Source organism: Sphingomicrobium nitratireducens (genome assembly GCF_026157035.1).
Lineage (GTDB): Bacteria > Pseudomonadota > Alphaproteobacteria > Sphingomonadales > Sphingomonadaceae > Sphingomicrobium > Sphingomicrobium nitratireducens.
The window spans coordinates 1,984,976-2,008,675 of sequence record NZ_JANJZA010000001.1; the positions used below are offsets into that span (position 1 = coordinate 1,984,976).

Sequence of the window (23,700 nt, forward strand, 5' to 3'; positions counted from 1 at the left end):
ATTCCCGCGATTGTGACAAAATCGCTGCAATTTTTTGCCGAATTTTCGAGAGATATTATCGCATCGCACCCGGTCGGGTGCCGATAAATCGCGGTTAATGGCGCGCGGTAAACGCGCCGACTTCATGAACAGCGCGTCCCAGACAACTGGATATTGCCAAATCCATTGGCTAGGGCAGCGCCCGAGCATTCCAAACGAGGATTTTCCCCATGCGTAGCATTGACCATTTTATCAACGGCAAGAGCGTGTCGGCAGGCAGCCGCAAGGGAGTGGTCTTCAACCCGTCTGAGGGCCGGCAGCAAGCCGAGGTCTCGCTAGGCGGGAGCGACGTCCTGCAGCAGGCGATCGATGCCGCCAATGCCGCGCAGCCGGCCTGGGCCGCGACCAACCCCCAGCGCCGCGCGCGCATCATGTTCGAGTATAAGCGCCTCGTCGAACACCACATGGACGAGCTCGCCGAGCTCCTCTCGAGCGAGCATGGCAAGGTCATCGCCGACGCCAAGGGCGACGTGCAGCGCGGGCTCGAGGTGATCGAATTCTGCTGCGGCATCCCGCACGCGCAGAAAGGCGAATATACGCAGGGTGCCGGCCCCGGCATCGACGTATATTCGATGCGCCAGCCCTTGGGCATCGGTGCCGGCATCACCCCGTTCAACTTCCCCGCGATGATCCCGATGTGGATGTTCGGCCCCGCCATCGCGACCGGCAACGCCTTTATCCTGAAGCCCTCCGAGCGCGATCCCAGCGTGCCCGTCCGCCTCGCCGAGCTGATGAGCGAAGCAGGTCTTCCCGACGGCATTCTCAACGTCGTCCACGGCGACAAGGAAATGGTCGACGCGATCCTCGACGCCGCCGACATCAAGGCGGTCAGCTTCGTCGGATCGTCGGACATCGCGCAATATATCTATTCGCGCGGGACCGCGAACGCGAAGCGCGTTCAGTCGTTCGGCGGCGCGAAGAACCACGGCATCGTAATGCCCGACGCCGACCTCGACCAGGTCGTCAATGATCTCACGGGCGCCGCGTTCGGATCGGCGGGCGAGCGCTGCATGGCGCTGCCGGTCGTCGTGCCCGTGGGCGACGAGACGGCCGCGCGCCTGCGCGAAAAACTGGTTCCCGCCATCGAGAAGTTGCGCGTCGGCGTCTCGACCGACCCCGAGGCCCATTACGGGCCGGTGATCAACGAAGCGCACAAGAGCCGTGTCGAGAACTGGATCCAGAAGTGCAAGGACGAAGGCGGCGAGCTGGTGATCGACGGGCGCGGTCTCGAACTGCAGGGCACCGACGGCTGGTTCGTCGGGCCGACCCTGTTCGATCACGTCAAGCCGCATTTCGAGAGCTACAAGGAAGAGATTTTCGGCCCCGTCCTGCAGATGGTCCGCGCCGACACTTTCGAAGAAGCGGTGCGCCTGCCAAGCGAGCACCAGTACGGCAACGGCGTCGCCATCTTCACCCGCAATGGCCACGCCGCGCGGGAATTCGCGCACCGCGTCAATGTCGGGATGGTCGGCATCAACGTGCCGATCCCGGTGCCGGTCGCCTACCATACCTTCGGCGGCTGGAAGCGCTCGGGCTTCGGCGACATCGACCAGCACGGCATGGATGGCATCAAGTTCTGGACCAAGGCCAAGAAGATCACCCAGCGCTGGCCCGACGGCTCGGCGAGCGGCGACAACAAGGACGCCTTCGTCATCCCGACGATGGGGTGACCGCCGAAAGACGCGCGGGGCGCGTCCGACGCGGTCACCACCAGTTTGGCTGTCCAGGCAAAACTGGGGCGGGGAGCGATGGACTCCCTGCGAAGCCGGACATCCCCACTGGACTTGAACAAGCGGCGCCCATAGCGTCCCCTGACCACGGTACAGGGGGCGTTATGAAGCACTTCTCCAGGATCGCATGCGCCGGGCTCGCTTTGTCCGCATGCGCCACCACGCCAGCCGCCCTGTCTCCGCCCGATTTCGAAAGCGTCGTACGGGCGCATGTCGCCGCGATCCAGACGCGCGATATCGAAACGATCCGCGCTACGATCACGAGGGGCGAGACGCTGCTCCTCATCTTTCCGACCGGGCGAATGACGCAGACGCGCGAGGAATATCTCGCCTTCCACGACATGTTCTTCGGCGTCGAGGGGTGGACGATGGAGGCCGAACCGATCGCCTTCGACGTGCGCGGCACCTATGGCCATGCGCTCTACCGCACACGCTTCGACGAGGACGGACCCGACGGGCCGATGGAAGCCAAGTCGTCGCTCTTGACATTCGGCTTCGCGCTCGAGGACGGCGAGTGGCGGCTGGTCCACGACCAGAACACGCGGATCGGCAGCGAATGAGGAAACGGCTCGCCGGCACCTCGCCCTACGAGGCCGCGTACGGCTTTTCGCGCGCACTGCGCGTCGGGAACCGTATCCTCGTCGCGGGCACCGCGCCGATCGAAGAGGACGGGAGTTCGACGCCAGGCGACGCCGGAGCGCAGGCCCGCCGCTGCTTCGAGATCGCCGTGAAAGCCGTCGAGGAGTTGGGCGGGACGGCGCACGACATGGTGCGCACGCGCATGTTCATCACCGATCCGGACGACGCCGATGCGATTGGAAGAGTGCACGGCGAGTTTTTCGGCGACACGCGCCCGACGTCCACGATGGTCGTGGTCGCCAAGCTGCTCCGGCCCGAATGGCGGATCGAGATCGAGGCGGAAGCGATCCTCGATGCTTAGAAACGGCTGGCTCGCGCCCCTGCTGCTGCTCGTCGCCTGTACCGACCTGCCCGGCGAGGACGAGTCGATTGCCTATGAGGGACCGAGCGCGCTGACCGTGCCGGGCGACGAGGCTCCGGCTCCGCCGATCCCGGTCGAATTTCACGGGCGATGGGGTGCAAGCGCGGCGGACTGCGATCCGGCAAACACCTATATGCGCGAATCGATCACGGTCGGGCCCGACGGCTTCACCAACCACGACATGAAGGCGAGCTTCGACGAGCCGCGCATGACCTCGCCCAAGCGGCTCGAAGCGCGTTTCATGATCGAGGCGCAGGGCGAGACGTGGAGCGAAGTCGTGATCCTGACCCGCGAGGGCGACACACTGCTGCGCTCGCGCAATTCGCCCAAGCGCGAGACGCGGTACGTCCGCTGCGACTGAACCCCCCTTCCCCTTCTCTTGGCGGGGGTGCTAGGGGCGCTGGCCATGACCCAGTTCGATTTGACCGACGACCAGCGCCAGATCCAGGAGATGGCGCAGAAGTTCACCGCTGACGCCATCACTCCCCATGCGGGCGAGTGGGACGAGAAGCATATCTTCCCCAAGGACACGATCCGGCAGGCCGCCGAGCTCGGCTTCGGCTCGATCTACGTCAGCGAGGAATCGGGCGGGATCGGCCTTGGCCGCCTCGAGGCCGCGCTGATCATGGAAGCGATGGCCTATGGCTGTCCCTCGACCAGCGCGTTCATCTCGATCCACAACATGGCGGCCTGGATGATCGACCGTTTCGGCGGGCAGGCGGTCAAGGACAAGTATCTTCCCTCGATGGTCACGATGGAGCGGATGGGCAGTTATTGCCTGACCGAACCCTCGAGCGGGTCGGACGCCGCAGCGCTCAAGACCAAGGCGGTCAAGGACGGCGACCATTATGTCGTCTCGGGCTCGAAGGCCTTCATTTCGGGCGGCGGCGAGAACGAGATCTATGTCACCATGGTCCGCACCGGTGAGGACGGCCCCAAGGGCATCTCCTGCCTCGTCATCGAGAAGGACATGGAAGGTGTCTCCTTCGGCGCGCAGGAGAAGAAGCTCGGCTGGCACTCGCAGCCGACCGCACAGGTCAATTTCGATGAAGTCCGCGTGCCGGTCGAAAATCTCGTCGGCTCCGAGGGCGAAGGTTTCCGTATCGCGATGATGGGCCTCGACGGTGGCCGCCTCAATATCGGCGCCTGCTCATTGGGCGGTGCGCAGCGCTGCCTCGACGAGGCGATCGGCTACACCAAGGACCGTTCGCAGTTCGGCAAGGCGATCGCCGAATTCCAGAACACCCAGTTCATGCTCGCCGACATGGAGACAGAATTGCAGGCGGCGCGCGTGCTGCTATACGCCGCGGCGGTCAAGGTGACCGAGAACGCGCCCGACAAGACGCGTTTCGCGGCGATGGCCAAGCGGCTCGCGACCGATACGGGCAGCGCGGTGGTCGATCGCGCGCTCCAGCTCCATGGCGGCTACGGCTATCTCCAGGACTATCCGGTCGAGCGCTTCTGGCGCGACCTTCGCGTCCACTCGATCCTGGAAGGCACCAACCAGATCATGCGCATGATCGTCGCGCGCGACCTGCTGCGCCAGTAGCACGATGATCGACACGCTCAGCGACGCCGCCAAGCGCCTTCACCAGGCCGCCGAGGCGATGACCGGTCTCAAGGCCCCGACCATGCCGTTCGATCCGTTCGCGATCGCCAAGGCGCAGGGCGAATGGGCGATGGGGCTTGCCAGCCGCCCGGCCGATCTCCTCGAAGTGCAGATGGAAGTCGCCTCGCAATGGGGCGCCTTCTGGTCGCACGCGCTTTCGGGCGGCGAGCCGGGCGAGGCGCCGCGCGACCGCCGCTTCCGTTCGCCCGAGTGGCAGGACGACGGCTATTACCGCGCGCTGCGCGATGCCTATCTCCTCGCCTCCGACCAACTGCAGGCGGTGGTCGAGATGGGCGGCGGCGACGCACCGACCAAATCGATGATGCACTTCCTCCTCGACCAGTATCTGAACGCGGTTTCGCCCGCCAACTTCGCAGCAACCAACCCGGACGTTGTCGCGCGCACCAAGGAGACGGGCGGCGCCAACCTCGTGCGCGGCTTTGCCAACCTCGTCGAGGACGTCGCCAGCGGCAAGGGCATCGTCCAGCGCCGCACGGACCCGACGGCGTTCGAGAAGGGCAAGACCATTGCCGCGACGCCGGGCGAAGTCGTGTTCCAGAACGAGCTGTTCCAGCTGATCCAGTACACGCCGACGACCGACAAGGTCGCCGCCGAGCCGCTCCTCTATGTGCCGCCGCTCGTCAACCGCTTCTACATGATCGACCTCGATCCTTCGCAGTCGTTCGTCAAATGGCTGGTCGGTGAAGGCCGCACCGTGTTCGTCATCAGTTGGGTCAATCCGGGCGATGCGCACAAGGACAAGGGCGTCGGCGATTACGTCACCGACGGCATCGTCACCGCGGCGGGCGAAGTGAAGAAGCGCACGGGCCACGCGCCCGACCTGTTCAGCTTCTGCCTCGGCGGGACGCTGGTCGCGATCGCACTTGCCTGGCTTGCCGCGCAGGACCGCGCCGACGAGGTCAACAGCGCGACGCTGATCGGCAGCCTCGTCGACTTCGCCGACATGCGCGACTGGTCGGCCTTCGTCCACGAGGGCCATCTCGACGCGCTCGACGACCATCTCGAGGCGCAGGGCTTTATCGACAGCCTCGAACTGCAGCGCCTGTTCGCCGCGATGCGCGCCAACGACCTCATCTGGTCGAGCGTCATCCAGCACTACCTGCTCGACAAGCCCGCCCCGCCGAGCGACCTCCTCTACTGGTTCGAGGACGGCGCGCGCATCCCGGCGGCCTTCCTCAAGAGCTACAATCGCGACCTCCTCCTCGACAACAAGCTCGCCGAGCCAGCCGGTTTCGAGGTGGACGGGGTCAAGATCGACCTCGCAAAAATCGAGACCCCGATGATAGTAATCGCCTTGAAGGACGACCATGTCTCGGCATGGGAAGCGGTCTATCGCGGCGCGCGTGACATGGGCGCGGACTTCATCCTCGGCGGCTCGGGCCACAATGCCGGGGTGATCAACCCGCCCCACCGCAACAAGCACGGTTTCTGGACCGGCGGCGACGAGATGCCCGAAGACGCCGACGCCTGGCTCGCCAGCGCAACGCGCCACGAAGGCAGCTGGTGGCCGACTTGGACGAAGTGGCTCGACGAGAAGGGCAGCGGCAAGACGCTCGCAGCCCGCAAAATCAAGGACGGCATCGAACCGGCCCCCGGTTCCTACGCGATGATGCCTTAAGCGAAGACATTGAAAATGAGTGAAAACAACGACGTACTGACCTTCAAGGAGGGGCTGGCCGGCCGCCTCCGCCTCAACCGACCCAAGGCGCTCCACAGCCTGACCCGCGAGATGTGCCTCGACATGACTGCCGCGCTCGAACAATGGCGCGACGACCCGGACGTGCGCATCATCCTCATCGACCATGCCGAAGGACGCGGTTTCTGCGCGGGCGGCGACGTGGTGAGCATCGTCAAGTCGGTCGAAGGCCAGGGCCGCGCCGCGCGTGCCTTCTTCGCCGACGAGTATCGGCTCAACCATCTCGAATATACCTATCGGAAACCCGGCGTCGCCTTCATGGACGGCATCACGATGGGCGGCGGGGTCGGCATCGCCTGTCCGTGCCGCTACCGCGTTGCGACCGAGAACACGGTCTTCGCGATGCCCGAGACGACGATCGGCATCTTCCCCGACGTCGGCGGCGGGCGCTATCTGTCGCGCCTGCGCGGTCGCCTCGCCCAGTTCCTCTCGCTGACCGGTGCGCGCCTCGACGGGGCCGAGTGCAAGGCGCTGCGCCTTGCGACCCACTACATCAAATCGGAGAAGCTCGAAGAGGTGAAGGCGCGGATCATGGAAGACCCGTTCCGCGTGCAGGCGATCCTCGACGAGGCGGCCGAGACCGATCTGCCCGATGCGCGCATCATGTCGAACCTCGACATCATCAATAAATGCTTCGCCTCCGACCGGATCGAGGACATTCTCGATTGCCTCGACGCCGAAGCGGAAGCCGGCAACGACTGGGCGGCGAAGGAAGCGGCGACCATCCGCAAGAAGTCGCCGATGGCCTGCAAGGTTAGCCTCAAGCTGATGACCGAGAGCCCGAAACAGCTCCATTTCGTCGACGAGATGCAAATGGAGTATGGGATCATGGTCCGGCTGATCTACCATCCCGATTTCGTCGAGGGGGTGCGCGCGCTCCTCATCGACAAGACCAACGACCCGCAATGGAGCCCCGCCGACCCGGCCGAGATCAGCGACGAGGAGGTCGAAACCTTCTTCGAGCCGCTACCGCCCGAGGAACGCTGGACCCCGCTGGACTGAGGAGCACGACGCATGAGCTACGAAACCATTCTCGTCGAACAGAAGGGCGCGGTGACGCTGGTCACGCTCAATCGCCCCAAGGCGCTCAATGCCTTGAACAGCGACGTGCTCGCCGACCTGATCGACGCCTTCGCCAAGTACGATGCCGACGACAGCCAGCGCTGCCTCGTCCTGACCGGCTCCGAAAAGGCCTTCGCGGCCGGTGCCGACATCAAGGAAATGCAGGACCAGAGCTTCGCCGACATGTACAAGTCGGACTTCTTCAAGGGCTGGGAAAAGGTCACCGCGACCCGCAAGCCCTGGATCGCCGCGGTCGCGGGCTACGCGCTGGGCGGCGGGTGCGAGGTCACCATGATGGCCGACTTCATCATCGCCGCCGACACCGCCAAGTTCGGCCAGCCCGAGATCAAGCTCGGCGTGACGCCGGGCATGGGCGGCTCGCAGCGCCTGACCCACGCGATCGGCAAGGCCAAGGCGATGCACATGTGCCTGACCGGCGAGATGATGGGCGCCCAAGAAGCCTTGTCGAGCGGCCTGGTCGCCAAGGTGGTGCCCGCCGACAAGCTGATCGAAGAAGCGATGAAGACCGCCGAGACTATCGCCTCGATGGCGCCGCTCGCAGCCATCGCCAACAAGGAAATGGTCAACGCGGCCTTCGAGATGACCCTCGCCGAAGGCATCAATTTCGAGCGCCGCCTGTTCCACGGACTGTTCGGGACGCACGACCAGAAGGAAGGCATGAAGGCCTTCGTCGAGAAGCGCCCGGGCAACTGGACCGGCAAGTAAGGGAGACAAGCGTCATGGCACGGATCGCCTTCATCGGGCTCGGCAACATGGGCGGCGGGATGGCCGCGAACCTCGTCAAGGCGGGGCATGAGGTCGCAGCGTTCGACCTTTCCCCGCAAGCGCTCGACCGCGCCAAGGCCAATGGCTGCACGCTCGCGGCCGATGCGGCGGAGGCGGTCAAGGGTGCCGATTCGGTCGTGACCATGCTGCCCGCAGGCAAGCATGTCGCCGCGGTCTATGCCGACAGCGTCATCCCCAATGCGTCGAAGGACGCGATCCTAATGGACTGCTCGACCATCGACGTCGCCACCGCGCGCGCGGTCGAAGCCCAGGCTGCCGACGCCGGCCTCGCCATGGTCGACGCGCCCGTCTCGGGCGGCATCGCGGCTGCCGACGCGGGCACGCTGACCTTCATGGTCGGTGGCTCAAAGGACGGCTTCGCCAAGGCGCAGCCGATCCTCGAGAAGATGGGCAAGGCCGTGATCCACGCGGGCGACGCGGGCGCGGGCCAAGCCGCCAAGATCTGCAACAACATGCTGCTTGGCGCGACCATGGCAGCCACCTGCGAAACCTTCGCGCTGGCCGAGAAGCTCGGCCTCGACCCGCAGGTCTTCTACGACATCTCGTCGAAGGCTTCGGGGCAGAGCTGGTCGATGACGAGCTACTGCCCGGTCCCCGGCGTCGGCCCTGAAACGCCGGCCGACCGCGATTACGAAGGCGGGTTCGCCGCCGCGCTGATGCTCAAGGATTTGAAGCTGGCGATGGAGGCTGCGCAGGCCGCCGGCGCCTACACGCCGATGGGCGGCGAAGCCGAGGAACTCTACCAGCGCTTTGTCGACCGTGGCGGCGCGGGCAAGGATTTCTCCGCGATCATCAAGATGATCGACGACACGTGGAAAGCGCCCGACGAGGGTTGATCGCCCGCCCCTCGCGCACCACATCGCATCCATGCTGATCGAAACCGAAACCACGCCCAATCCGGCGACGCGCAAGTTCCTGCCCGGCCGCACCGTCATGGAGACGGGCGGGCGCGACTTTCCCCATGCCGAGGCCGCCGAGGCCAGTCCGCTCGCCGAAGCACTTTTCGCGACGCAGATGGTCGACGGCGTCTATTTCGGGCGCGATTTCGTCTCGGTCAGCGCCGCGCCGGGCGTCGAGTGGCCGCAGCTCGAACCCGAAGTGCTGCAGATCCTGCTCGACCATTTCGTGACCGGCGCCCCTTTGTTCCGGCCCGGGAGCGCGGCGGGCATCGAAGTCGCTCCCGACAGCGACGTCTCGTTCGAGGACGATCCGGCCGACGCCGACATCATCGAACAGATCAAGGAGCTGATCGAGACGCGGGTGCGCCCGGCCGTCGCGCAGGATGGCGGCGACATCGTGTACCGCGGCTACAAGGACGGGATCGTCTACCTCCAGCTTCAGGGCGCCTGCTCGGGCTGCCCCTCTTCGACCATCACGCTGAAGAACGGCATCGAGGGGCTGATCAAGCACTATGTCCCCGAAGTGACCTCGGTCGAAGCGATCTAAATTCCCCCCAAGGGTTGCGCTTTTCCGCGCTTTATGTTGCCTTCCCGACTCAGGGGGGCGAGCTGGAGTCTGGCCCGTGATCCTTGCGATCGACACATCGACCGGAGCGTGCAGCGTCGCCTTGTTCGGCGCGGAAGGCGCGCTCGTGGGCGAGGCGCACGAACTCATCGGGCGCGGCCACGCCGAAAAGCTCGTGCCGATGATCGAAGCGGTCATCGGCAATCACATCCCGTCCGAGATTCTTGTCGGGGTCGGTCCCGGCAGCTTCACTGGCATCCGCGTCGGCATTGCGGCCGCGCAGGGTATGGCGATCGGCTGGGGCGTGCCAATCCGCGGTCTTTCCTCACTCGCGCTGATCGCCGCGGCCGCCGAGGAAGGCGAGACCGTTGCCGCCGCCATGGTCGGCGGCCACGGCGAACTGTTCGTCCAGGAATTCACGCGCCCCAAACTGCACGAGATCGGCCAGCACGAGAGCCTCTCCCCGCCACTTGCCGCGCGCTGCGTGAAGGCCCCGCTCGTCCTCGGCCCCGCTGCCGAGCGACTGGTCGAGGAACGCCGCACCGGCCACGCCATCGTCTGTCATCCGCGCGCCGCCCATGCGCTCCGCCTGCCCCACGCGCTGCGGACACTGGAGCCCAAGCCGCTCTACGGCAGGCCTCCCGACGCAAAGCCCAAGGCCGCCTGATGGCCACCCACCCCCAGCCCCGCCCGATCTTTCATTCGCAGGGAAGCTTCGAAGATCTCGACGCGGTGATGGAGGTGATGGACACCGCCTTCTCGCCTGCCTTCGGCGAAGCCTGGTCGCGCTCGCAATGCGCGGGCATCCTGCCGATGAACGGTGTCAGGCTGACCGTCGCCCATGACGGCTCGCCCGCCGGTCGTGTGGTCGGCTTTGCGCTTCACCGCACCGTGTCCGACGAGGCCGAGCTGCTGCTGCTCGCCGTCCGCCCCGAAGACCAGGGTCGCGGGATCGGGCATGGTCTCGTCGACGCGTTCGTCGCAGGCGCGTACTCTCAGGGCGCGCGCCGCCTCCATCTCGAGGTACGCGACGGCAACCCGGCGACGCATCTCTACGCCCATGCCGGCTTCCAGGTCGCCGGCCGCCGCCGCGCCTATTATCGCGGCACGGACGGAGTAAGGCACGACGCACTTACCTTCGCGAGAACGCTCGACTGACCTTAACTTGGCGCAATTGTCTTTGCCGCCAATATTTCCTAGTTAACGGCGCAAGTATTGCGTAGCCGAATCCAAAAAGAACAGCTCGGGACAACCAATCATGGACGAAGAAATGATTCAGGACGACACCCTGATTACACTGACCGCAGACATTGTTGCGGCCCATGTCAGCAACAACATGGTCGCGGTGGGCGACCTCGCCCAATTGATCGAAAACGTTCATGGAGCGCTTGCCAAGCTGCATGGCGGTTCGGCCGAAAAGGAAGAGAAGCCCGAACCTGCCGTTTCGGTTCGCGCGTCGGTGAAGCCCGATTATATTGTCTGCCTTGAGGACGGGAAGAAGTTGAAGATGCTCAAGCGGCATCTGATGACCCATTATTCGATGACGCCCGACGAATATCGCGAGCGCTGGGGTCTTCCCGCCGACTATCCGATGGTCGCCCCGAACTATGCCGAGCAGCGGCGCCAGCTCGCCAAGAAGATCGGGCTGGGCACGAAGGCGAAGCGCGGACGTCGTCCGAAGAAGTAGGTTCCTTCGAAGGATATTCGCGGCGCGCACGACCCTGGCCGTCCTGCGCGCCGCTTCCTTTTGACCCCGCGCCAAAGAGACCCTATCTCCTCTGCCATGAAGCGAGAAATCGACGTCGAGGCGCTGTGCGCCGAAAAGGGACTGCGCATCACCGAACAGCGCAAGATCATCGCCAAGGTCCTTGGCGAGAGCGAAGACCATCCCGACGTCGAGGCGCTCCATCGCCGTGCGTCGCGGGTCGACCCCAATATCTCGATCGCGACCGTGTACCGCACGCTGCGGCTGTTCGAGGAAGCCGGCATCCTCGAACGCCACGAATTCGGCGACGGACGCTCGCGTTACGAGGCAGCGTCCGACGCGCACCACGATCATCTCATCAACGTCGAGACGGGCGAGGTCGTCGAATTCGTCGACGAGGAGCTCGAGCAATTGCAGCGCCGCATCGCCGAAAAGCTCGGCTTCCGCCTCGTCGACCATCGCATGGAACTCTATGGCGTCGCGATCGAGCGGAAGAGGTAGCCTGCCGCTCGCACTGGTGCGGCTTGTCCTGCTCTTCGCCCTTCTGGCTGCGCTGCTCGTCCCCCATGTCCTTGTCAGGATCGCGACCGGGCGCAGCCCCGTGGCGCACCTCTTTCTCGCGGCCGCCGCGCGCATCATCGGGCTCCGCATTCGCCGTATCGGCCCGCGCCCGCCTGTGCGCAGCCTGCTGATCGCCAACCATCCCAGTTGGCTCGACATCCTTGCCATGGGGGTCGCGACCCGCTGCGCGTTCGTGTCCAAGGCCGAGGTCAGGGACCAGTGGCTGTTGGGCTGGCTCGCCGACCAGCAGGAAACGCTCTACGTCCGTCGTGAGGATCGCCGCGCCGTCGCCGCGCAGATTGCCGCAGTGGCGGACCGGTTCGATCACCATATGCCGCTCGCGGTCTTCCCCGAAGGCACGACCAGCGCGCCCGAGGGGATGCGCCCGTTCCGTCCGGCGCTCCTGTCGGCAGTCACGCCGCCGCCGCCCAATTCGCACCTGATCCCGGTCGCCATCGACTATGGCGCGGATCGCGACTTCGTCTTGTGGACCGACGGCGAGAGCGGGCTCGACAATGCGCGCCGCATCCTGGGGCGCTGGCGAGCGGCGCGGGTCGCCGTCCGGATGCTCGAGCCGATCGATCCCGGAACCGATCGCAAGCAGCTCGCCGAGCGCGCGCGCGCCGAGATCGACGCCGCGCTTAAGGCTTCTCCCGCCGCGCCCCCTGCCCTATAGGCGGCGACGAAATGACCCATCCCAAGACCTTTCGAATCAAGAGCTTCGGCTGCCAGATGAACGTCTATGACGGCGAGCGCATGGCCGAATTGATGGCCGACAAGGGCCTCGCCCCCGCCGCCGACGGCGAGGATGCCGACCTCGTCGTGCTCAACACCTGCCACATCCGCGAGAAAGCGGCCGAGAAGGCCTATTCGGACGTCGGGCGCCTGCGCACGCGCGACGGCGGCAAGCCGATGATCGCGCTGGCCGGCTGCGTCGCCCAGGCCGAGGGCGCCGAAGCCCAGCGCCGTTCGGACGCGATCGACATCGTGGTCGGCCCGCAGGCCTATCACCGCCTGCCCGAGCTGGTTGCAGAGGCCGCACAGGGACGACGCCAGGTCGATACGGACATGCCGGTCCTGTCGAAATTCGACGCCATGCCCGCGCGCCGGAAGGTCGGACCGTCCGCCTTCCTCACCGTGCAGGAAGGTTGCGACAAGTTCTGCACATATTGCGTCGTACCTTATACCCGCGGCGCCGAGGTCAGCCGTCCGTGGAGCGATGTCGTCGGCGAGGCCGAAGGTCTGGTCGAGGGCGGCGCGCGCGAGATCACGCTGCTCGGTCAGAATGTCTCGGCGTGGCGCGGAATCGATGAGAAGGGCCACGAAGGCGGTCTCGAGCTGCTGATCCGTCGGCTTGCCAAAATCGATGGCCTGGAGCGCATCCGCTACACGACCAGCCACCCCGCCGACATGGACGAGGGCCTGATCGCCGCGCACGGCGAGGTCGACAAGCTGATGCCCTACCTCCACCTTCCCGTGCAGTCGGGCAGCGACCGCATTCTCAAGGCGATGAACCGCAGCCACACCGCAGACTCCTACCTCGCGCTGATCGAACGTTTTCGCGCCGCGCGGCCCGACATGGCCATTTCCGGAGACTTCATCGTCGGCTTTCCGGGGGAGACCGAGGAAGATTTCCAACAAACGCTCGCCATCGTCGATGCGACGCGTTACGCTTCGGCCTATTCGTTCAAATATTCGGCCCGCCCGGGCACTCCGGCGGCCGAGATGAAGGGAGCGGTCGAACAACACGTGATGGACGACAGGTTGCAGCGCCTCCAGGCGCGCCTCTCCGCCCACAGCCTCGCATTCAACCGGTCGAAGATCGGCGAGACGCTGTCCATCCTCATCGACCGCAAGGGCAAGAAGCCCGGCCAGATGATCGGCAAGAGCCCGTGGCTCCAGTCCGTGTTCTGCGAGACCGACGCGTCGATCGGCGACCTCGTCGAGGTCGAGATCACCGAGGCGCTTCCCAACAGTCTTGGCGGACGCCGCGTACGTCCGGCGGCGGCCGCCTGATGGGCAAACGCGCCGAAGCGGCCGCACCGGTCGAGGAACACGCACGGCTCGAAATCGAGTTCGACCAGCCGTTCCTGCTCGGCCCCCTATTTGGCGAATATGATCGTCACCTGGTCATCATCGAGGACCGGTTGGGCGTCCATATCGCCGCGCGCGGCAATCGCGTGATGATCGAGGGCGAGGCCGACGCCGCGGCGCGCGCCCGCGAGGTGCTGATGGGCCTCTACACTCGTCTCGACCAAGGTCAGGACGTCGATGCCGAAGCGGTCGAGGCCGTGATCGGCATGGCGAACCAGCCCCAGCTCGACGGCATCATCAACGAGGAAGTCGCCGACCCGCCGCGCGTGATGATCCGCACGCGCAAGAAGACCATCGTGCCGCGCTCGGCGATGCAGACGAGCTACATGCACGCGCTCGCCAAGCAGGACATGATCTTCGCGCTCGGCCCTGCGGGCACCGGCAAGACCTACCTTGCGGTCGCGCAGGCGGTCAGCATGCTGATCACCGGCGCGTGCGAGCGGCTGATCCTCTCTCGCCCTGCGGTCGAGGCCGGCGAACGCCTCGGCTTCCTGCCGGGCGACATGAAGGAGAAGGTCGACCCCTATCTCCGCCCGCTCTACGACGCGCTCTACGACATGCTGCCGGCCGAACAGGTCGAACGCCGCATCGCGTCGGGCGAGATCGAGATCGCACCGATCGCCTTCATGCGCGGGCGCACCTTGAACGACGCCTTCATCATCCTCGACGAGGCGCAGAACACCACGCCCGCGCAGATGAAGATGTTCCTGACCCGCTTCGGCATGCGCAGCCGCATGGTGATCTGCGGCGATCCGATGCAGGTCGACCTGCCCGATCCCGGCGCCTCTGGCCTCGCCGACGCGGTCTCCAAGCTCGAAAAGGTCGACGGTATCGCCACGGTGCGCTTCACCGCCGCCGACGTCGTTCGCCATCCGTTGGTCGGGCGCATCGTCGAAGCTTACGAGGGACCCCGCGCCTGATGCTCGACATCGCGCTCGAAACCGATTCCGAATGGGACAGTAGCGGCACCGACTGGGCCACGCTGGCCGACCGCGCCGTGCGCGCGGCCTTTTCCGAGACCCCCCACGCGCCACTTGCCGAGGGGCCGCGCGCCGTCGAATTGTCGATGGTGCTGACTGGCGATGAGGACGTGCGCGCCCTGAACGCCCAATGGCGCGGCAAGGACAAGCCCACCAACGTGCTCAGCTTCCCGATGGTCGAGGCGATTCTTGACGAACCCGCCGACGGCCCGCCGCTCCTGCTCGGCGACATCATCCTCGCCCACGGCGTGTGCAGTCGCGAGGCCGCCGACAAGGGGATCGCGACCGAGACCCATGCACAGCACCTGATGATCCACGGCACGCTGCACCTCCTCGGCTACGATCATCACGACGACGATGAAGCGCATGACATGGAAAGCCGCGAGATCCGCGCACTGGCGGGTCTCGGTCTTCCCGACCCCTATGCCGACCGGCAGGAGGCCTGCTGATGGCGACCCGGCCCGAAGACGATACCGGTTCGCGATGGTGGCGAGGGATGCGCGCGCTGATCTTCGGCGGCGACCACGAGGCCTCGCTTCGCGACACGATCGAGGAAGCGATCGACGAGGCGGACACCGAGCCGCCCAAGGTCGGCGACCTCTCGCCGCACGAACGGCAGATGCTGCGCAACCTGCTCCATTTCGGCGACCGCACCGCGGGTGACATCTGCGTGCCCCGCGGCGACATCATCTCGGTTCCCGCCTCGTCCAGCTTCGACGAGCTCGAAGCCGCGTTCGCCGATGCCGAACATAGCCGTCTGCCCGTCACCGGCGGCAGCCTCGACGAGATCGTCGGGATGATTCACATCAAGGACCTCTTCCAGGCCAAGGTCGGAAGTCGCGACAAGACTACCGAGAGCCTGCTCAGAAACCCGCTGTTCGTGCCCGAATCGATGGGCGTGATCGACCTCCTCGCGCGCATGCGCACCGAACGCGTCCATCTCGCCATCGTCATCGACGAATTCGGCGGCACCGAGGGACTCGTGACGATCGAGGACGTGGTCGAGGAGATCGTCGGCGAGATCGAGGACGAACATGACGAGGAACCCGAGGGCATGCTCGTCATGCTCGGCGACCATCTGTGGGAAGCCGATGCGCGCGTCGAGCTCGAGGAATTGCAGGAAGAGGTCGATTCCGCGCTCACATGGGAAGAGGACGAAGTCGACACGCTCGGCGGTCTTGCGCTCATCATGGCCGAGCGCGTTCTCCAGCCGGGCGAGAGCGTCGAGCATCCGACCGGCTGGACGCTCGAATGCATTGCCGCCGAACCCAAGAAGATGACCCGCTTCCGCCTCCACGCTCCGGTTCCGACCGAGGAATAAGGGCAACGTGACGATCCCGGTCGGTCGCAAGGGGCTGCTTGCCGCGCTCCTGTTCGGCGCACTGAGCGCGCTCGGCTTCCAGCCGGTCGGGCTGTGGCCGCTGGTCCCGTTCGGTTTCGCTGCCTTGCTCTGGCTGCTGTCGGCCGCGCCGCGCCTCAGACGCGCGCTCGCGCTGGGCTGGGCGTTCGGCGTCGGCCAATTCCTTGTCGGCCTCAACTGGATCGCGACCGCCTTCACCTTCCAGGCCGAAATGCCGGCCTGGCTCGGGTGGGTCGCTGTCTTCCTCCTCTCGCTCTATCTCGCCGTCTATCCAGCACTGGCAGCCGGCCTGTCGTGGCGTTTCGGGCGCGCGCGCCCGCTGGCGGCGGTTCTTGCGCTCGCGGGCGGTTGGGCGATTGCGGAGTGGCTGCGGGCCACCATGTTCACCGGCTTCGCGTGGAATCCGGCGGGCGTCGCCCTGGTCGACACGCCGTGGCGCGCGATCGCGCCGTTCGTCGGGACTTATGGCCTCTCGCTCCTGAGCGTGCTGATGGGCGGCGCCTTGTGGCTCGGGCTCGCACGGCGAACCAGCGAGGCGATGGTGATGGCCGCACTCCTCGCCCTGTGCGGCCTGGTCGGCGGGCTCCATGCCGCAACCCCCTACACCGACACGCCGATCCGCATCGTCCAGCCCAACATCGACCAGGCGGACAAGTGGCGCGACGGCTTCGACCGCGTTGCCGCCGAGAAGCTCTATGCCCTGTCGACCCGGCAGGGCCGCGCAGGGCCGACGCTCCTTTTGTGGCCCGAGGCGGCGGTGGTCGACCCGGTAGAAGACGAGCGACTGTACGGCGCCCCCGCCGCGCGGTTCGAGCGGTTGCGCGCGATCCGCTCGCTGCGCGAAGGCGACCTACTTCTGACCGGCGGGCTCGGCGTCCAATCGACCGACGGCTACAAGGTCGCGGGCGCCACCAACTCGGTGTACGCGATCGACACCAAGGGAGAGATCGTCGCGCGGTACGACAAGGCGCACCTCGTCCCCTACGGCGAATATCTCCCGATGCGAACGATCCTCGAGCCGATCGGCCTGTCGCGGCTCGCGCCGGGAAGCCTCGACTTCACCTTCGGCCCCGGCGCGCGCAGCCTCGACCTCGGCCACTTCGGCACGGTCGGCCTGCAGGTCTGTTACGAGATCATCTTCTCCGGCCAGGTCGTCGACCGCTCCGACCGCCCCGACTTCATCTTCAATCCCTCCAACGATGCATGGTTCGGCGCATTCGGCCCGCCCCAGCATCTTGCGCAGGCCCGGCTACGCGCAGCAGAAGAAGGGCTGCCCGTCGTCCGCGCGACCCCGACCGGGATCAGCGCGGTCGTCGATGCGCGTGGACGCCTGCTCGATCGTATCGGCTGGCGCGAAGCCGGGATCATCGACGGGGTGCTGCCGGGTGCGCTCGCCCCGACCCCTTTCGCTCGGCTAGGCAACCTCCTTCCGCTGCTGCTGGCCGCCGGTTCGCTCCTGATCGCCATTGCCCTTGGCAGGGGGCGTCGTTAGACATCTCGAAAGCCCGGCCCGGGCATCGTCATCCCAGAAGGTTTAGCCACTCGGCCATGCGCACGTCCTACCTCTTCACTTCCGAAAGCGTTTCCGAAGGTCATCCCGACAAGGTCGCAGACCAGATTTCGGACGCCATCGTCGACCTGTTCCTGTCGAAGGACCCCGAAGCGCGCGTCGCGTGCGAGACGCTGGTCACTACCGACCGCGTGATCCTCGCGGGCGAGATCCGCGGCCAGGGCGTGATGGACAAGGACGGTGAATGGTCGCCCGGCATCCAGCGCGAGATCGAGGACAAGGTGCGCGCCACGGTCAAGCGCATCGGTTACGAGCAGAAGGGCTTCCACTGGGATCGCCTGACCTTCGAGAATTTCCTTCACGGCCAGAGCGCGGATATCGCGATGGGCGTCGATGCCAGCGGCAACAAGGACGAAGGCGCGGGCGACCAGGGCATCATGTTCGGCTTCGCCTGCGACGAGACGCCCGATTTCATGCCGGCCGCGATCGACTACAGCCACAAGATCCTCCAGCAGCTTGCCGACGACCGCCATTCGGGCGCGGCGCCCTTCCTCGAACCCGACGCCAAGAGCCAGGTGACTTTGCGCTACGAGGACGGACGTCCAGTGGCCTGCACCGCAATCGTCGTGTCGACCCAGCACGTCGAGGGCTATGACGAGGGCGCCAGGCTCGAGGAGCTTCACGCCTACGTGAAAAAGGCGGTCGCAAAGGTCATGCCCGCGGGCCTGCTGTCCGACGACACGGCCTATCACATCAATCCGACCGGCAAGTTCGTGATCGGCGGGCCCGACGGCGATGCCGGCATCACCGGACGCAAGATCATCGTCGACACCTATGGCGGCGCGGCGCCGCATGGCGGCGGCGCCTTCTCGGGCAAGGACCCGACCAAGGTCGACCGCTCGGCCGCCTATGTCTCGCGCTACCTGGCCAAGAACATCGTCGCCGCGGGCCTCGCCAAGCGCTGCACGATCCAGCTTGCCTACGCGATCGGGGTCAGCCAGCCGCTGTCGCTCTACGTCGACACGCACGGCACCGGGACCGTTCCCGACGACGCCGTCGAAGCGGCAATCTTCTCGATCGACCGGCTCGGCGGGCTCACCCCGCGCGCGATCCGCACGCTTCTCGGCCTGAACAAGCCGATCTACGAGAAAAGTGCGGCCTACGGCCACTTCGGACGCGAGCCGGACGGCGATTTCTTCCCGTGGGAAAAGACCGACCTCGTCGACGACCTGCGCGCGGCGCTTTCGGCCTAAGCGGCGACGCCGCTTCCCTGGAGCGCGCGCGGCGCATCGGCCGAGACGACCTTGCCGCGCCCGTTCTCCTTGCCGCGATAGACGGCCTGGTCGGCGCGGCGCATCGCTTCCTCGATGCTCGCATCGCCCTCGCGGCGGGCATAGCCGACGCAGGCACTGGCGCGATAACCCGCGAGCGCGCCCTCGAACTGCAATTCGCGGATGACGTCGAGTGCGCGGGTCGCCAGCTGGTCGATCCGGTCGCAGCGCTCTTCCTCGAGGAGCACGATGAACTCCTCGCCGCCGAAGCGGGTGATGCGCCGGTCGCCGATCGCACCGCGTAGCGCACGCGCCACCGCGCGCAGCACTTCATCGCCCGCCTCGTGCCCGAAGCGGTCGTTGACGTCCTTGAAATGGTCGAGGTCGAGCGCGATGACCCCGCCGCAGCGCCAGCGTCCGCGTTCGTCCGCCCCGATCGCGCGGTCGAGCGCACGGCGGTTGCCCAGCCCCGTCAGCGCGTCGGTGGTCGACGCGCGGCTTTCGCGCCGGATCGCGTCGATGCCGATCGCGACGAGCAGCACCAGTCCGAGCATGAACCCGATCAGCGCGGAGGCGACGTGGAAGGTGATGTTGTAGAAGCTGTCGAAGAAGTTGGCAGGGTGGTCGACGTCCGGGTTGATGGTAAACAAGAGGCCCCGGATCGCATAGGACAAGGCCGCAAGCGCCAGGGCGACCACCACTAGCCGGTCGACCAGCGTGCCGAGCTTCCATTCGGTCTTCCACTTCAGCACGGGAACGATCATCGCGAGTGCGACCAGCTGGACGAGCACGAGCCGGACCTCGGCCGACGGACCGACCGGGCTGCTCGGCATGAAAAGGATGGCCGCGACGACACCGATCGCCGGGGTCGCGACGGGCAAAAGCCGGTCGCGACGCGCGACGAAGGCCTTGAGGATCAGCCCGACCGAAGCGAGATGCGCAACCAGCGCGGCGTGGCGCAGCCAGTCATTGTCGACCGGACGGAGCGCGTCGAGCAGGATGCCCGCGCCCGCCACGAAGAATGCGACCGCCCCCCAGCGCGCGCTCACCATCTTGCGATCGGCCACTGCCAAGGCACCGAGCAGGATGCCGAACAGGACGAACATCCCGGGCACCATGAAAAAGAACAGCCGGAGATCGGCCACGACACGTACCCCCTACGCGAACTGGATCCCGCCACCTCCACTAACCGACTGAAAAGGCGCTGGAAAGTGCTGGAAAGCCACATCGGTCAACAAAATCGATGCTGCCCCGCACCGACCGGCGCCCTTTGGCGTCTTTTTTGCGGCGGGGCAATGCTTGTCCTTTCTCGGCGCAACGCCTAATCGGCGCGCCATGACTGCGTACAAGACCGGCGACCCCACCACGCTCAACCGCCTCTACGGCCGCTCGAGCGGGCACAAGCTGCGCAAGGGCCAGCAGGATCTGGTCGATACACTGCTTCCCCAGATTGCGGTGCCGGATGACGGCGAGATCACGAGCCGTGCGATGTTCGGCGACGAGCGCCCGATGCACTTCGAGATCGGCTTCGGCGGGGGCGAGCATCTCGCCTTTCGCGCCGATCTCCTCCCCGACCACGGCTTCGTCGGCTGCGAGCCCTTCGTAAATGGCGTCGCGCAGGCGCTCACTCACATCCGCGACGGCAGCCTCGCCAATGTCCGCCTTCACATGGGCGACGCGCTCGAGGTGCTGCGCCGGGTGCCCGACGGCACCTTGAGTTTCGTCTATCTGCTCCACCCCGACCCCTGGCCCAAGGCGCGCCACGCCAAGCGGCGCATGATGAACGACGGCCCGGTCGACCTGATCGCCTCCAAGCTCAAGTCGGGCGGCGAATTTCGCGTCGCGACCGACCACCCGGTCTATCTCGAATGGGCGCTGCTGGTGATGCAGCGCGACAAGCATCGCGACCAGTTCGACTGGGTGATCGAGGACGCTGCGGGCTTCCTCGAAAAGCCGGGCGGCTGGGTCGACACGCGCTATGCCGCTAAGGCCCGTCGCGAGGGTCGGCGACCCTATTACCTGCGCTATCGCCGCCGCTAGCCGCGGCAGCGCACCCAGCGTACGGTCTCGCCCTGTCGGAGCGTGCCGTCGAAGCTGTGCGTCTCGTCATTCCAGCGCGCATCGATGCGCGCGAACAATTGGTCGCGCGTCTCGTCGGTAAGGTCGACCAAGAGCCGTTCGCGATCGAGCCACGACTGGACCACGACCATCTTCTCCCAGTGGCCCTCGACGCGCATGCTCGCCCACATGCCGGTGGAGACCTGCGCGTGGCCGAACCCCAGGCTGATCGTCGTGGGCGCACCGGACGCGGTCTCGCAGATAAGTTCGCCCGTTGCATGGGCGGGACCAGCGAGCGCTATTGAGATGCAGAGGAAAGAAACCAACCTTTTCATGATCTTGGCGATATCGAGCCATGCGTGAACGGCGGCTGACCCTTCTTTCTCGGCCGTTCAATGCCTAGCTAGGACGCATGACCATCCGCAATTCCGTCCTCGACGCCATCGGCAACACGCCGCTCATCAAGCTCCAGCGCGCTTCCGAAGAGACCGGATGCCTCATTCTCGGCAAGGCCGAATTCATGAATCCCGGCCAGTCGGTCAAGGACCGCGCGGCGCTGTCGATCGTGCGCGACGCGATGGCGCGCGGCGAAATCGGGCCGGGCGGGACGATCGTCGACGGTACCGCAGGCAATACTGGCATCGGCCTCACGCTGGTCGGAAACGCGCTGGGCCTGCGCACGGTCATCGTCATTCCCGAGACGCAGACGCAGGAGAAGAAGGACACGCTGCGCCATCTCGGTGCCGAGCTGGTCGAAGTTCCCGCCGTCCCCTATCGCAACCCCAACAATTACGTGAAGGTCGCTGGCCGTCTTGCCGAGCAGCTCGCGAAGACGAGCGAGGACGGCGCGCTGTTCGCCGACCAGTTCGACAATCGCGCCAACCGCCAGGCGCATATCGCGACGACCGGCCCCGAGATCTGGGACCAGGCCGACGAGAAGGTCGACGGGTTCGTCGCCGCAGTCGGCACCGGCGGCACGCTGGCAGGCTGCGCGCTGGCACTGCGCGAGCGCAACCCTGCCGTCCGGATCGCGATCGCCGACGTGCCCGGCGCAGCGCTCTACAGCTATTACAAGCATGGCGAACTCAAGGCCGAGGGCAGCTCGATCACCGAAGGGATCGGCCAGGGCCGCATCACCGGGAACCTCGAAGGCCTCACCGTCGACCACGCCTTCTTCATTCCCGACGAAGAGAGCCTCCGGACGAATTTCCGCCTCAACGAGGAAGAAGGCCTCAATCTCGGCCTGTCGTCGGGCGTCAATGTCGCGGGCGCGGTGCGACTGGCCAAGGAAATGGGCCCCGGCCACACGATCGTGACCGTCTTGTGCGACCCGGGCACGCGCTACGCCTCGCGCCTGTTCAATCCCGCTTTCCTGCGCGAAAAGGGCTTCGAAGTTCCCGCCTGGCTCGAACGCGCGGTCGACATCGACGTGCCGTTCGAAGTGGTCGATTAGCCCGAGGGCGTCAGCCGCAGCAGCTCGCCCTCGTTGCCGTCGGTGAGGATGTAGAGCGCGCCGTCCGGCCCCTCGATCACCGCTCGCAAGCGCTCCCCGAAGTCCCAGCGGTCGAGCTTGGTCGCGCCGTCCCCGTCAAGGTCGACCCGCACCAGTGCCTCGCCCGACAGACCTCCAAGGATCGCATCGCCCTTCCAGCCCTCGAACAGGTCGCCGTCATAGATGGTGAAGCCGCCGGGCGAGAGCGACGGGTTCCAGAACGCCTTGGGCGGCACGAATCCGGGCCGCGTGTCGTGGGCGGGAATGCCGATCCCGCTATATTCGCTGCCTTCGGAGACTTCGGGCCAGCCATAATTCTTGCCCGCCTCGATCAGGTTGAGTTCGTCGCCCCCGCGCGGGCCCATCTCGATCGCCCAGAGCCTGCCATCGGGCGCAAACTCGATGCCGAGCATGTTGCGGTGGCCCATCGACCAGAATTCGGCGGCGCGCCCGCCCATCTCTTCCCAGGGATTGCCGGGCGCGGGTTTGCCGTCGAGCGTGAGGCGGAGCACCTTGCCGAGATTGGTCTCGAAATCCTGCGCGGGTTCGCCCTTCTGGCGATCCCCCGAGGTGAGGAACAGGAACTGTCCGTCGGGCGAGAAGGCGATGCGGTGCGAAAAGTGGCCGCGGCCCTGAGTCTTCACCTGCCGCCACAGCACTTCGAGCCCCGAAAGGCGGCAACGATCGTCGCCTTCGCATAGGATATGACCGCGCCCCAGCACCGCGCCGCGCATCCCGTCCTGGCCGCCCTCGACCCATGTCAGGTAGACGTTGCCGGGATTTTCGACCGCGTAGGTCGGCGAGAAAGCGATGTCGCCAAGCCCGCCCTGCCCGCCATAGTCGATGGTCGGCAGCCCCTCGGTCACGCGCCCCTGACGCCCGTCCTTCACGTCGATCCAGCGTAGCCCACCGACTTTCTCGGTCACGAACAGGACATTCGTGCCCGGTACGAACGCGCCCGCCCAGGGCTCTTCGAATGTCGCCAGTTCCTCGACTTCGAACGGCCGCCCGGGCGACACGCGATCTTCTGCCGCGGTCGACGTGCCGGACGAACAGGCAGTCAGGGCTGCTGCCGCAAGGCCGATCGTCATCCGCATGCACCACTCCTCTCGACTGCCCAACGCGGGCCGTGCAAATTAGGTGGCATCATGGCTTGCTTCGGGACAAGCCTCCACCTATATGCGGCTCACCTCCTCGACATCGTTGGTTCGAAGTTGAGGCTGGTCCCGGGGTCGGGGCCG

26 protein-coding genes are annotated in these 23,700 nt (G+C 66.1%); 23 read left to right on the forward strand and 3 right to left on the reverse strand.

Features of this window, described 5'->3' with window-relative positions; translation table 11 throughout:
* The first annotated feature begins 209 nt into the window (after window positions 1-209).
* The 21 genes from NNY25_RS10095 (at window position 210) to metK (ending at window position 18,891) form a co-directional block, all read left to right on the forward strand.
* Entirely contained in the window at window positions 210-1,709 is a 1,500-nt protein-coding gene (locus tag NNY25_RS10095; RefSeq protein WP_265571274.1) for a CoA-acylating methylmalonate-semialdehyde dehydrogenase, read from the forward strand.
* Window positions 1,710-1,873: 164 nt separating this feature from the next.
* Entirely contained in the window at window positions 1,874-2,329 is a 456-nt protein-coding gene (locus NNY25_RS10100; protein WP_265571276.1) for a nuclear transport factor 2 family protein, read from the forward strand.
* Window positions 2,326-2,709: a RidA family protein gene (locus NNY25_RS10105; RefSeq protein ID WP_265571277.1), complete on the forward strand. Its 384-nt coding sequence runs from the start codon at window positions 2,326-2,328 to the stop codon at window positions 2,707-2,709. Before NNY25_RS10100 ends, NNY25_RS10105 begins: the two co-directional genes overlap by 4 nt.
* The gene (locus NNY25_RS10110) at window positions 2,702-3,130 is read left to right on the forward strand and encodes a hypothetical protein (protein WP_265571279.1); all 429 of its coding nucleotides are present in this window, start codon (window positions 2,702-2,704) and stop codon (window positions 3,128-3,130) included. Before NNY25_RS10105 ends, NNY25_RS10110 begins: the two co-directional genes overlap by 8 nt.
* 45 nt (window positions 3,131-3,175) lie before the next feature.
* On the forward strand, window positions 3,176-4,318 hold the full coding sequence (locus tag NNY25_RS10115) for an acyl-CoA dehydrogenase family protein (protein WP_265571281.1): 1,143 nt from the start codon (window positions 3,176-3,178) through the stop codon (window positions 4,316-4,318).
* A gap of 4 nt (window positions 4,319-4,322) precedes the next feature.
* Window positions 4,323-6,017, forward strand: coding sequence for a PHA/PHB synthase family protein (locus tag NNY25_RS10120; protein WP_265571282.1), 1,695 nt, complete (start codon window positions 4,323-4,325; stop codon window positions 6,015-6,017).
* Window positions 6,018-6,032: 15 nt separating this feature from the next.
* Complete coding sequence (locus NNY25_RS10125) at window positions 6,033-7,097, forward strand: enoyl-CoA hydratase/isomerase family protein (RefSeq protein ID WP_265571284.1); 1,065 nt, start codon at window positions 6,033-6,035, stop codon at window positions 7,095-7,097.
* A gap of 12 nt (window positions 7,098-7,109) precedes the next feature.
* Complete coding sequence (locus tag NNY25_RS10130) at window positions 7,110-7,883, forward strand: enoyl-CoA hydratase (RefSeq protein ID WP_265571286.1); 774 nt, start codon at window positions 7,110-7,112, stop codon at window positions 7,881-7,883.
* A gap of 14 nt (window positions 7,884-7,897) precedes the next feature.
* A complete protein-coding gene (gene mmsB, locus NNY25_RS10135; protein ID WP_265571287.1) occupies window positions 7,898-8,800 on the forward strand; it encodes a 3-hydroxyisobutyrate dehydrogenase in 903 nt (300 codons plus the stop codon).
* Window positions 8,801-8,831: 31 nt separating this feature from the next.
* Window positions 8,832-9,410, forward strand: a complete 579-nt coding sequence (locus NNY25_RS10140; protein WP_265571288.1) for a NifU family protein — start codon at window positions 8,832-8,834, stop codon at window positions 9,408-9,410.
* A 76-nt stretch (window positions 9,411-9,486) separates the two neighbouring features.
* Window positions 9,487-10,095: a tRNA (adenosine(37)-N6)-threonylcarbamoyltransferase complex dimerization subunit type 1 TsaB gene (tsaB, locus tag NNY25_RS10145; protein ID WP_265571289.1), complete on the forward strand. Its 609-nt coding sequence runs from the start codon at window positions 9,487-9,489 to the stop codon at window positions 10,093-10,095.
* On the forward strand, window positions 10,095-10,586 hold the full coding sequence (locus tag NNY25_RS10150) for a GNAT family N-acetyltransferase (RefSeq protein WP_265571292.1): 492 nt from the start codon (window positions 10,095-10,097) through the stop codon (window positions 10,584-10,586). The genes tsaB and NNY25_RS10150 overlap by 1 nt, the downstream gene beginning before the upstream one ends.
* Window positions 10,587-10,686: 100 nt before the next feature.
* Complete coding sequence (locus NNY25_RS10155) at window positions 10,687-11,115, forward strand: Ros/MucR family transcriptional regulator (protein ID WP_265571293.1); 429 nt, start codon at window positions 10,687-10,689, stop codon at window positions 11,113-11,115.
* A gap of 96 nt (window positions 11,116-11,211) precedes the next feature.
* Window positions 11,212-11,634 (forward strand): Fur family transcriptional regulator, encoded by a 423-nt coding sequence (locus NNY25_RS10160; protein WP_265571294.1) that lies wholly within the window; start codon window positions 11,212-11,214, stop codon window positions 11,632-11,634.
* Window positions 11,606-12,370 carry a lysophospholipid acyltransferase family protein gene (locus NNY25_RS10165; RefSeq protein WP_265571295.1) on the forward strand — a complete coding sequence of 255 codons (765 nt, stop codon included), beginning with the start codon at window positions 11,606-11,608 and terminating at the stop codon, window positions 12,368-12,370. The genes NNY25_RS10160 and NNY25_RS10165 overlap by 29 nt, the downstream gene beginning before the upstream one ends.
* A gap of 11 nt (window positions 12,371-12,381) precedes the next feature.
* Window positions 12,382-13,710, forward strand: coding sequence for a tRNA (N6-isopentenyl adenosine(37)-C2)-methylthiotransferase MiaB (gene miaB, locus NNY25_RS10170; protein ID WP_265571297.1), 1,329 nt, complete (start codon window positions 12,382-12,384; stop codon window positions 13,708-13,710).
* The gene (locus NNY25_RS10175) at window positions 13,710-14,708 is read left to right on the forward strand and encodes a PhoH family protein (protein ID WP_265571299.1); all 999 of its coding nucleotides are present in this window, start codon (window positions 13,710-13,712) and stop codon (window positions 14,706-14,708) included. The genes miaB and NNY25_RS10175 overlap by 1 nt, the downstream gene beginning before the upstream one ends.
* A complete protein-coding gene (gene ybeY / locus NNY25_RS10180) occupies window positions 14,708-15,217 on the forward strand; it encodes an rRNA maturation RNase YbeY (RefSeq protein ID WP_265571300.1) in 510 nt (169 codons plus the stop codon). The genes NNY25_RS10175 and ybeY overlap by 1 nt, the downstream gene beginning before the upstream one ends.
* The gene (locus NNY25_RS10185) at window positions 15,217-16,089 is read left to right on the forward strand and encodes a hemolysin family protein (protein ID WP_265571302.1); all 873 of its coding nucleotides are present in this window, start codon (window positions 15,217-15,219) and stop codon (window positions 16,087-16,089) included. Before ybeY ends, NNY25_RS10185 begins: the two co-directional genes overlap by 1 nt.
* Before the next feature lie 7 nt (window positions 16,090-16,096).
* Complete coding sequence (gene lnt / locus NNY25_RS10190) at window positions 16,097-17,620, forward strand: apolipoprotein N-acyltransferase (RefSeq protein WP_265571303.1); 1,524 nt, start codon at window positions 16,097-16,099, stop codon at window positions 17,618-17,620.
* A gap of 56 nt (window positions 17,621-17,676) precedes the next feature.
* Window positions 17,677-18,891 carry a methionine adenosyltransferase gene (gene metK, locus NNY25_RS10195; protein ID WP_265571304.1) on the forward strand — a complete coding sequence of 405 codons (1,215 nt, stop codon included), beginning with the start codon at window positions 17,677-17,679 and terminating at the stop codon, window positions 18,889-18,891.
* On the opposite strand, the gene NNY25_RS11610 is transcribed toward metK, so the two are convergent.
* Entirely contained in the window at window positions 18,888-20,054 is a 1,167-nt protein-coding gene (locus NNY25_RS11610; RefSeq protein ID WP_265571306.1) for a GGDEF domain-containing protein, read from the reverse strand. The two genes, metK and NNY25_RS11610, sit on opposite strands and share 4 nt — an antisense overlap.
* Before the next feature lie 190 nt (window positions 20,055-20,244).
* Here NNY25_RS11610 and trmB point away from each other — a divergent pair, with 190 nt between their 5' ends.
* A complete protein-coding gene (trmB, locus tag NNY25_RS10205) occupies window positions 20,245-20,949 on the forward strand; it encodes a tRNA (guanine(46)-N(7))-methyltransferase TrmB (protein ID WP_265571308.1) in 705 nt (234 codons plus the stop codon).
* Here trmB and NNY25_RS10210 read toward each other — a convergent pair.
* Window positions 20,946-21,302 carry a hypothetical protein gene (locus tag NNY25_RS10210; RefSeq protein WP_265571310.1) on the reverse strand — a complete coding sequence of 119 codons (357 nt, stop codon included), beginning with the start codon at window positions 21,300-21,302 and terminating at the stop codon, window positions 20,946-20,948. The two genes, trmB and NNY25_RS10210, sit on opposite strands and share 4 nt — an antisense overlap.
* A 77-nt stretch (window positions 21,303-21,379) precedes the next feature.
* Between NNY25_RS10210 and NNY25_RS10215 the strand changes: the two genes are divergently transcribed.
* Window positions 21,380-22,420 carry a cysteine synthase A gene (locus tag NNY25_RS10215; protein ID WP_265571311.1) on the forward strand — a complete coding sequence of 347 codons (1,041 nt, stop codon included), beginning with the start codon at window positions 21,380-21,382 and terminating at the stop codon, window positions 22,418-22,420.
* Here the strand turns inward: NNY25_RS10215 and NNY25_RS10220 are convergent.
* A complete protein-coding gene (locus NNY25_RS10220; RefSeq protein ID WP_265571312.1) occupies window positions 22,417-23,556 on the reverse strand; it encodes a PQQ-dependent sugar dehydrogenase in 1,140 nt (379 codons plus the stop codon). The two genes, NNY25_RS10215 and NNY25_RS10220, sit on opposite strands and share 4 nt — an antisense overlap.
* Window positions 23,557-23,700: the final 144 nt, after the last annotated feature.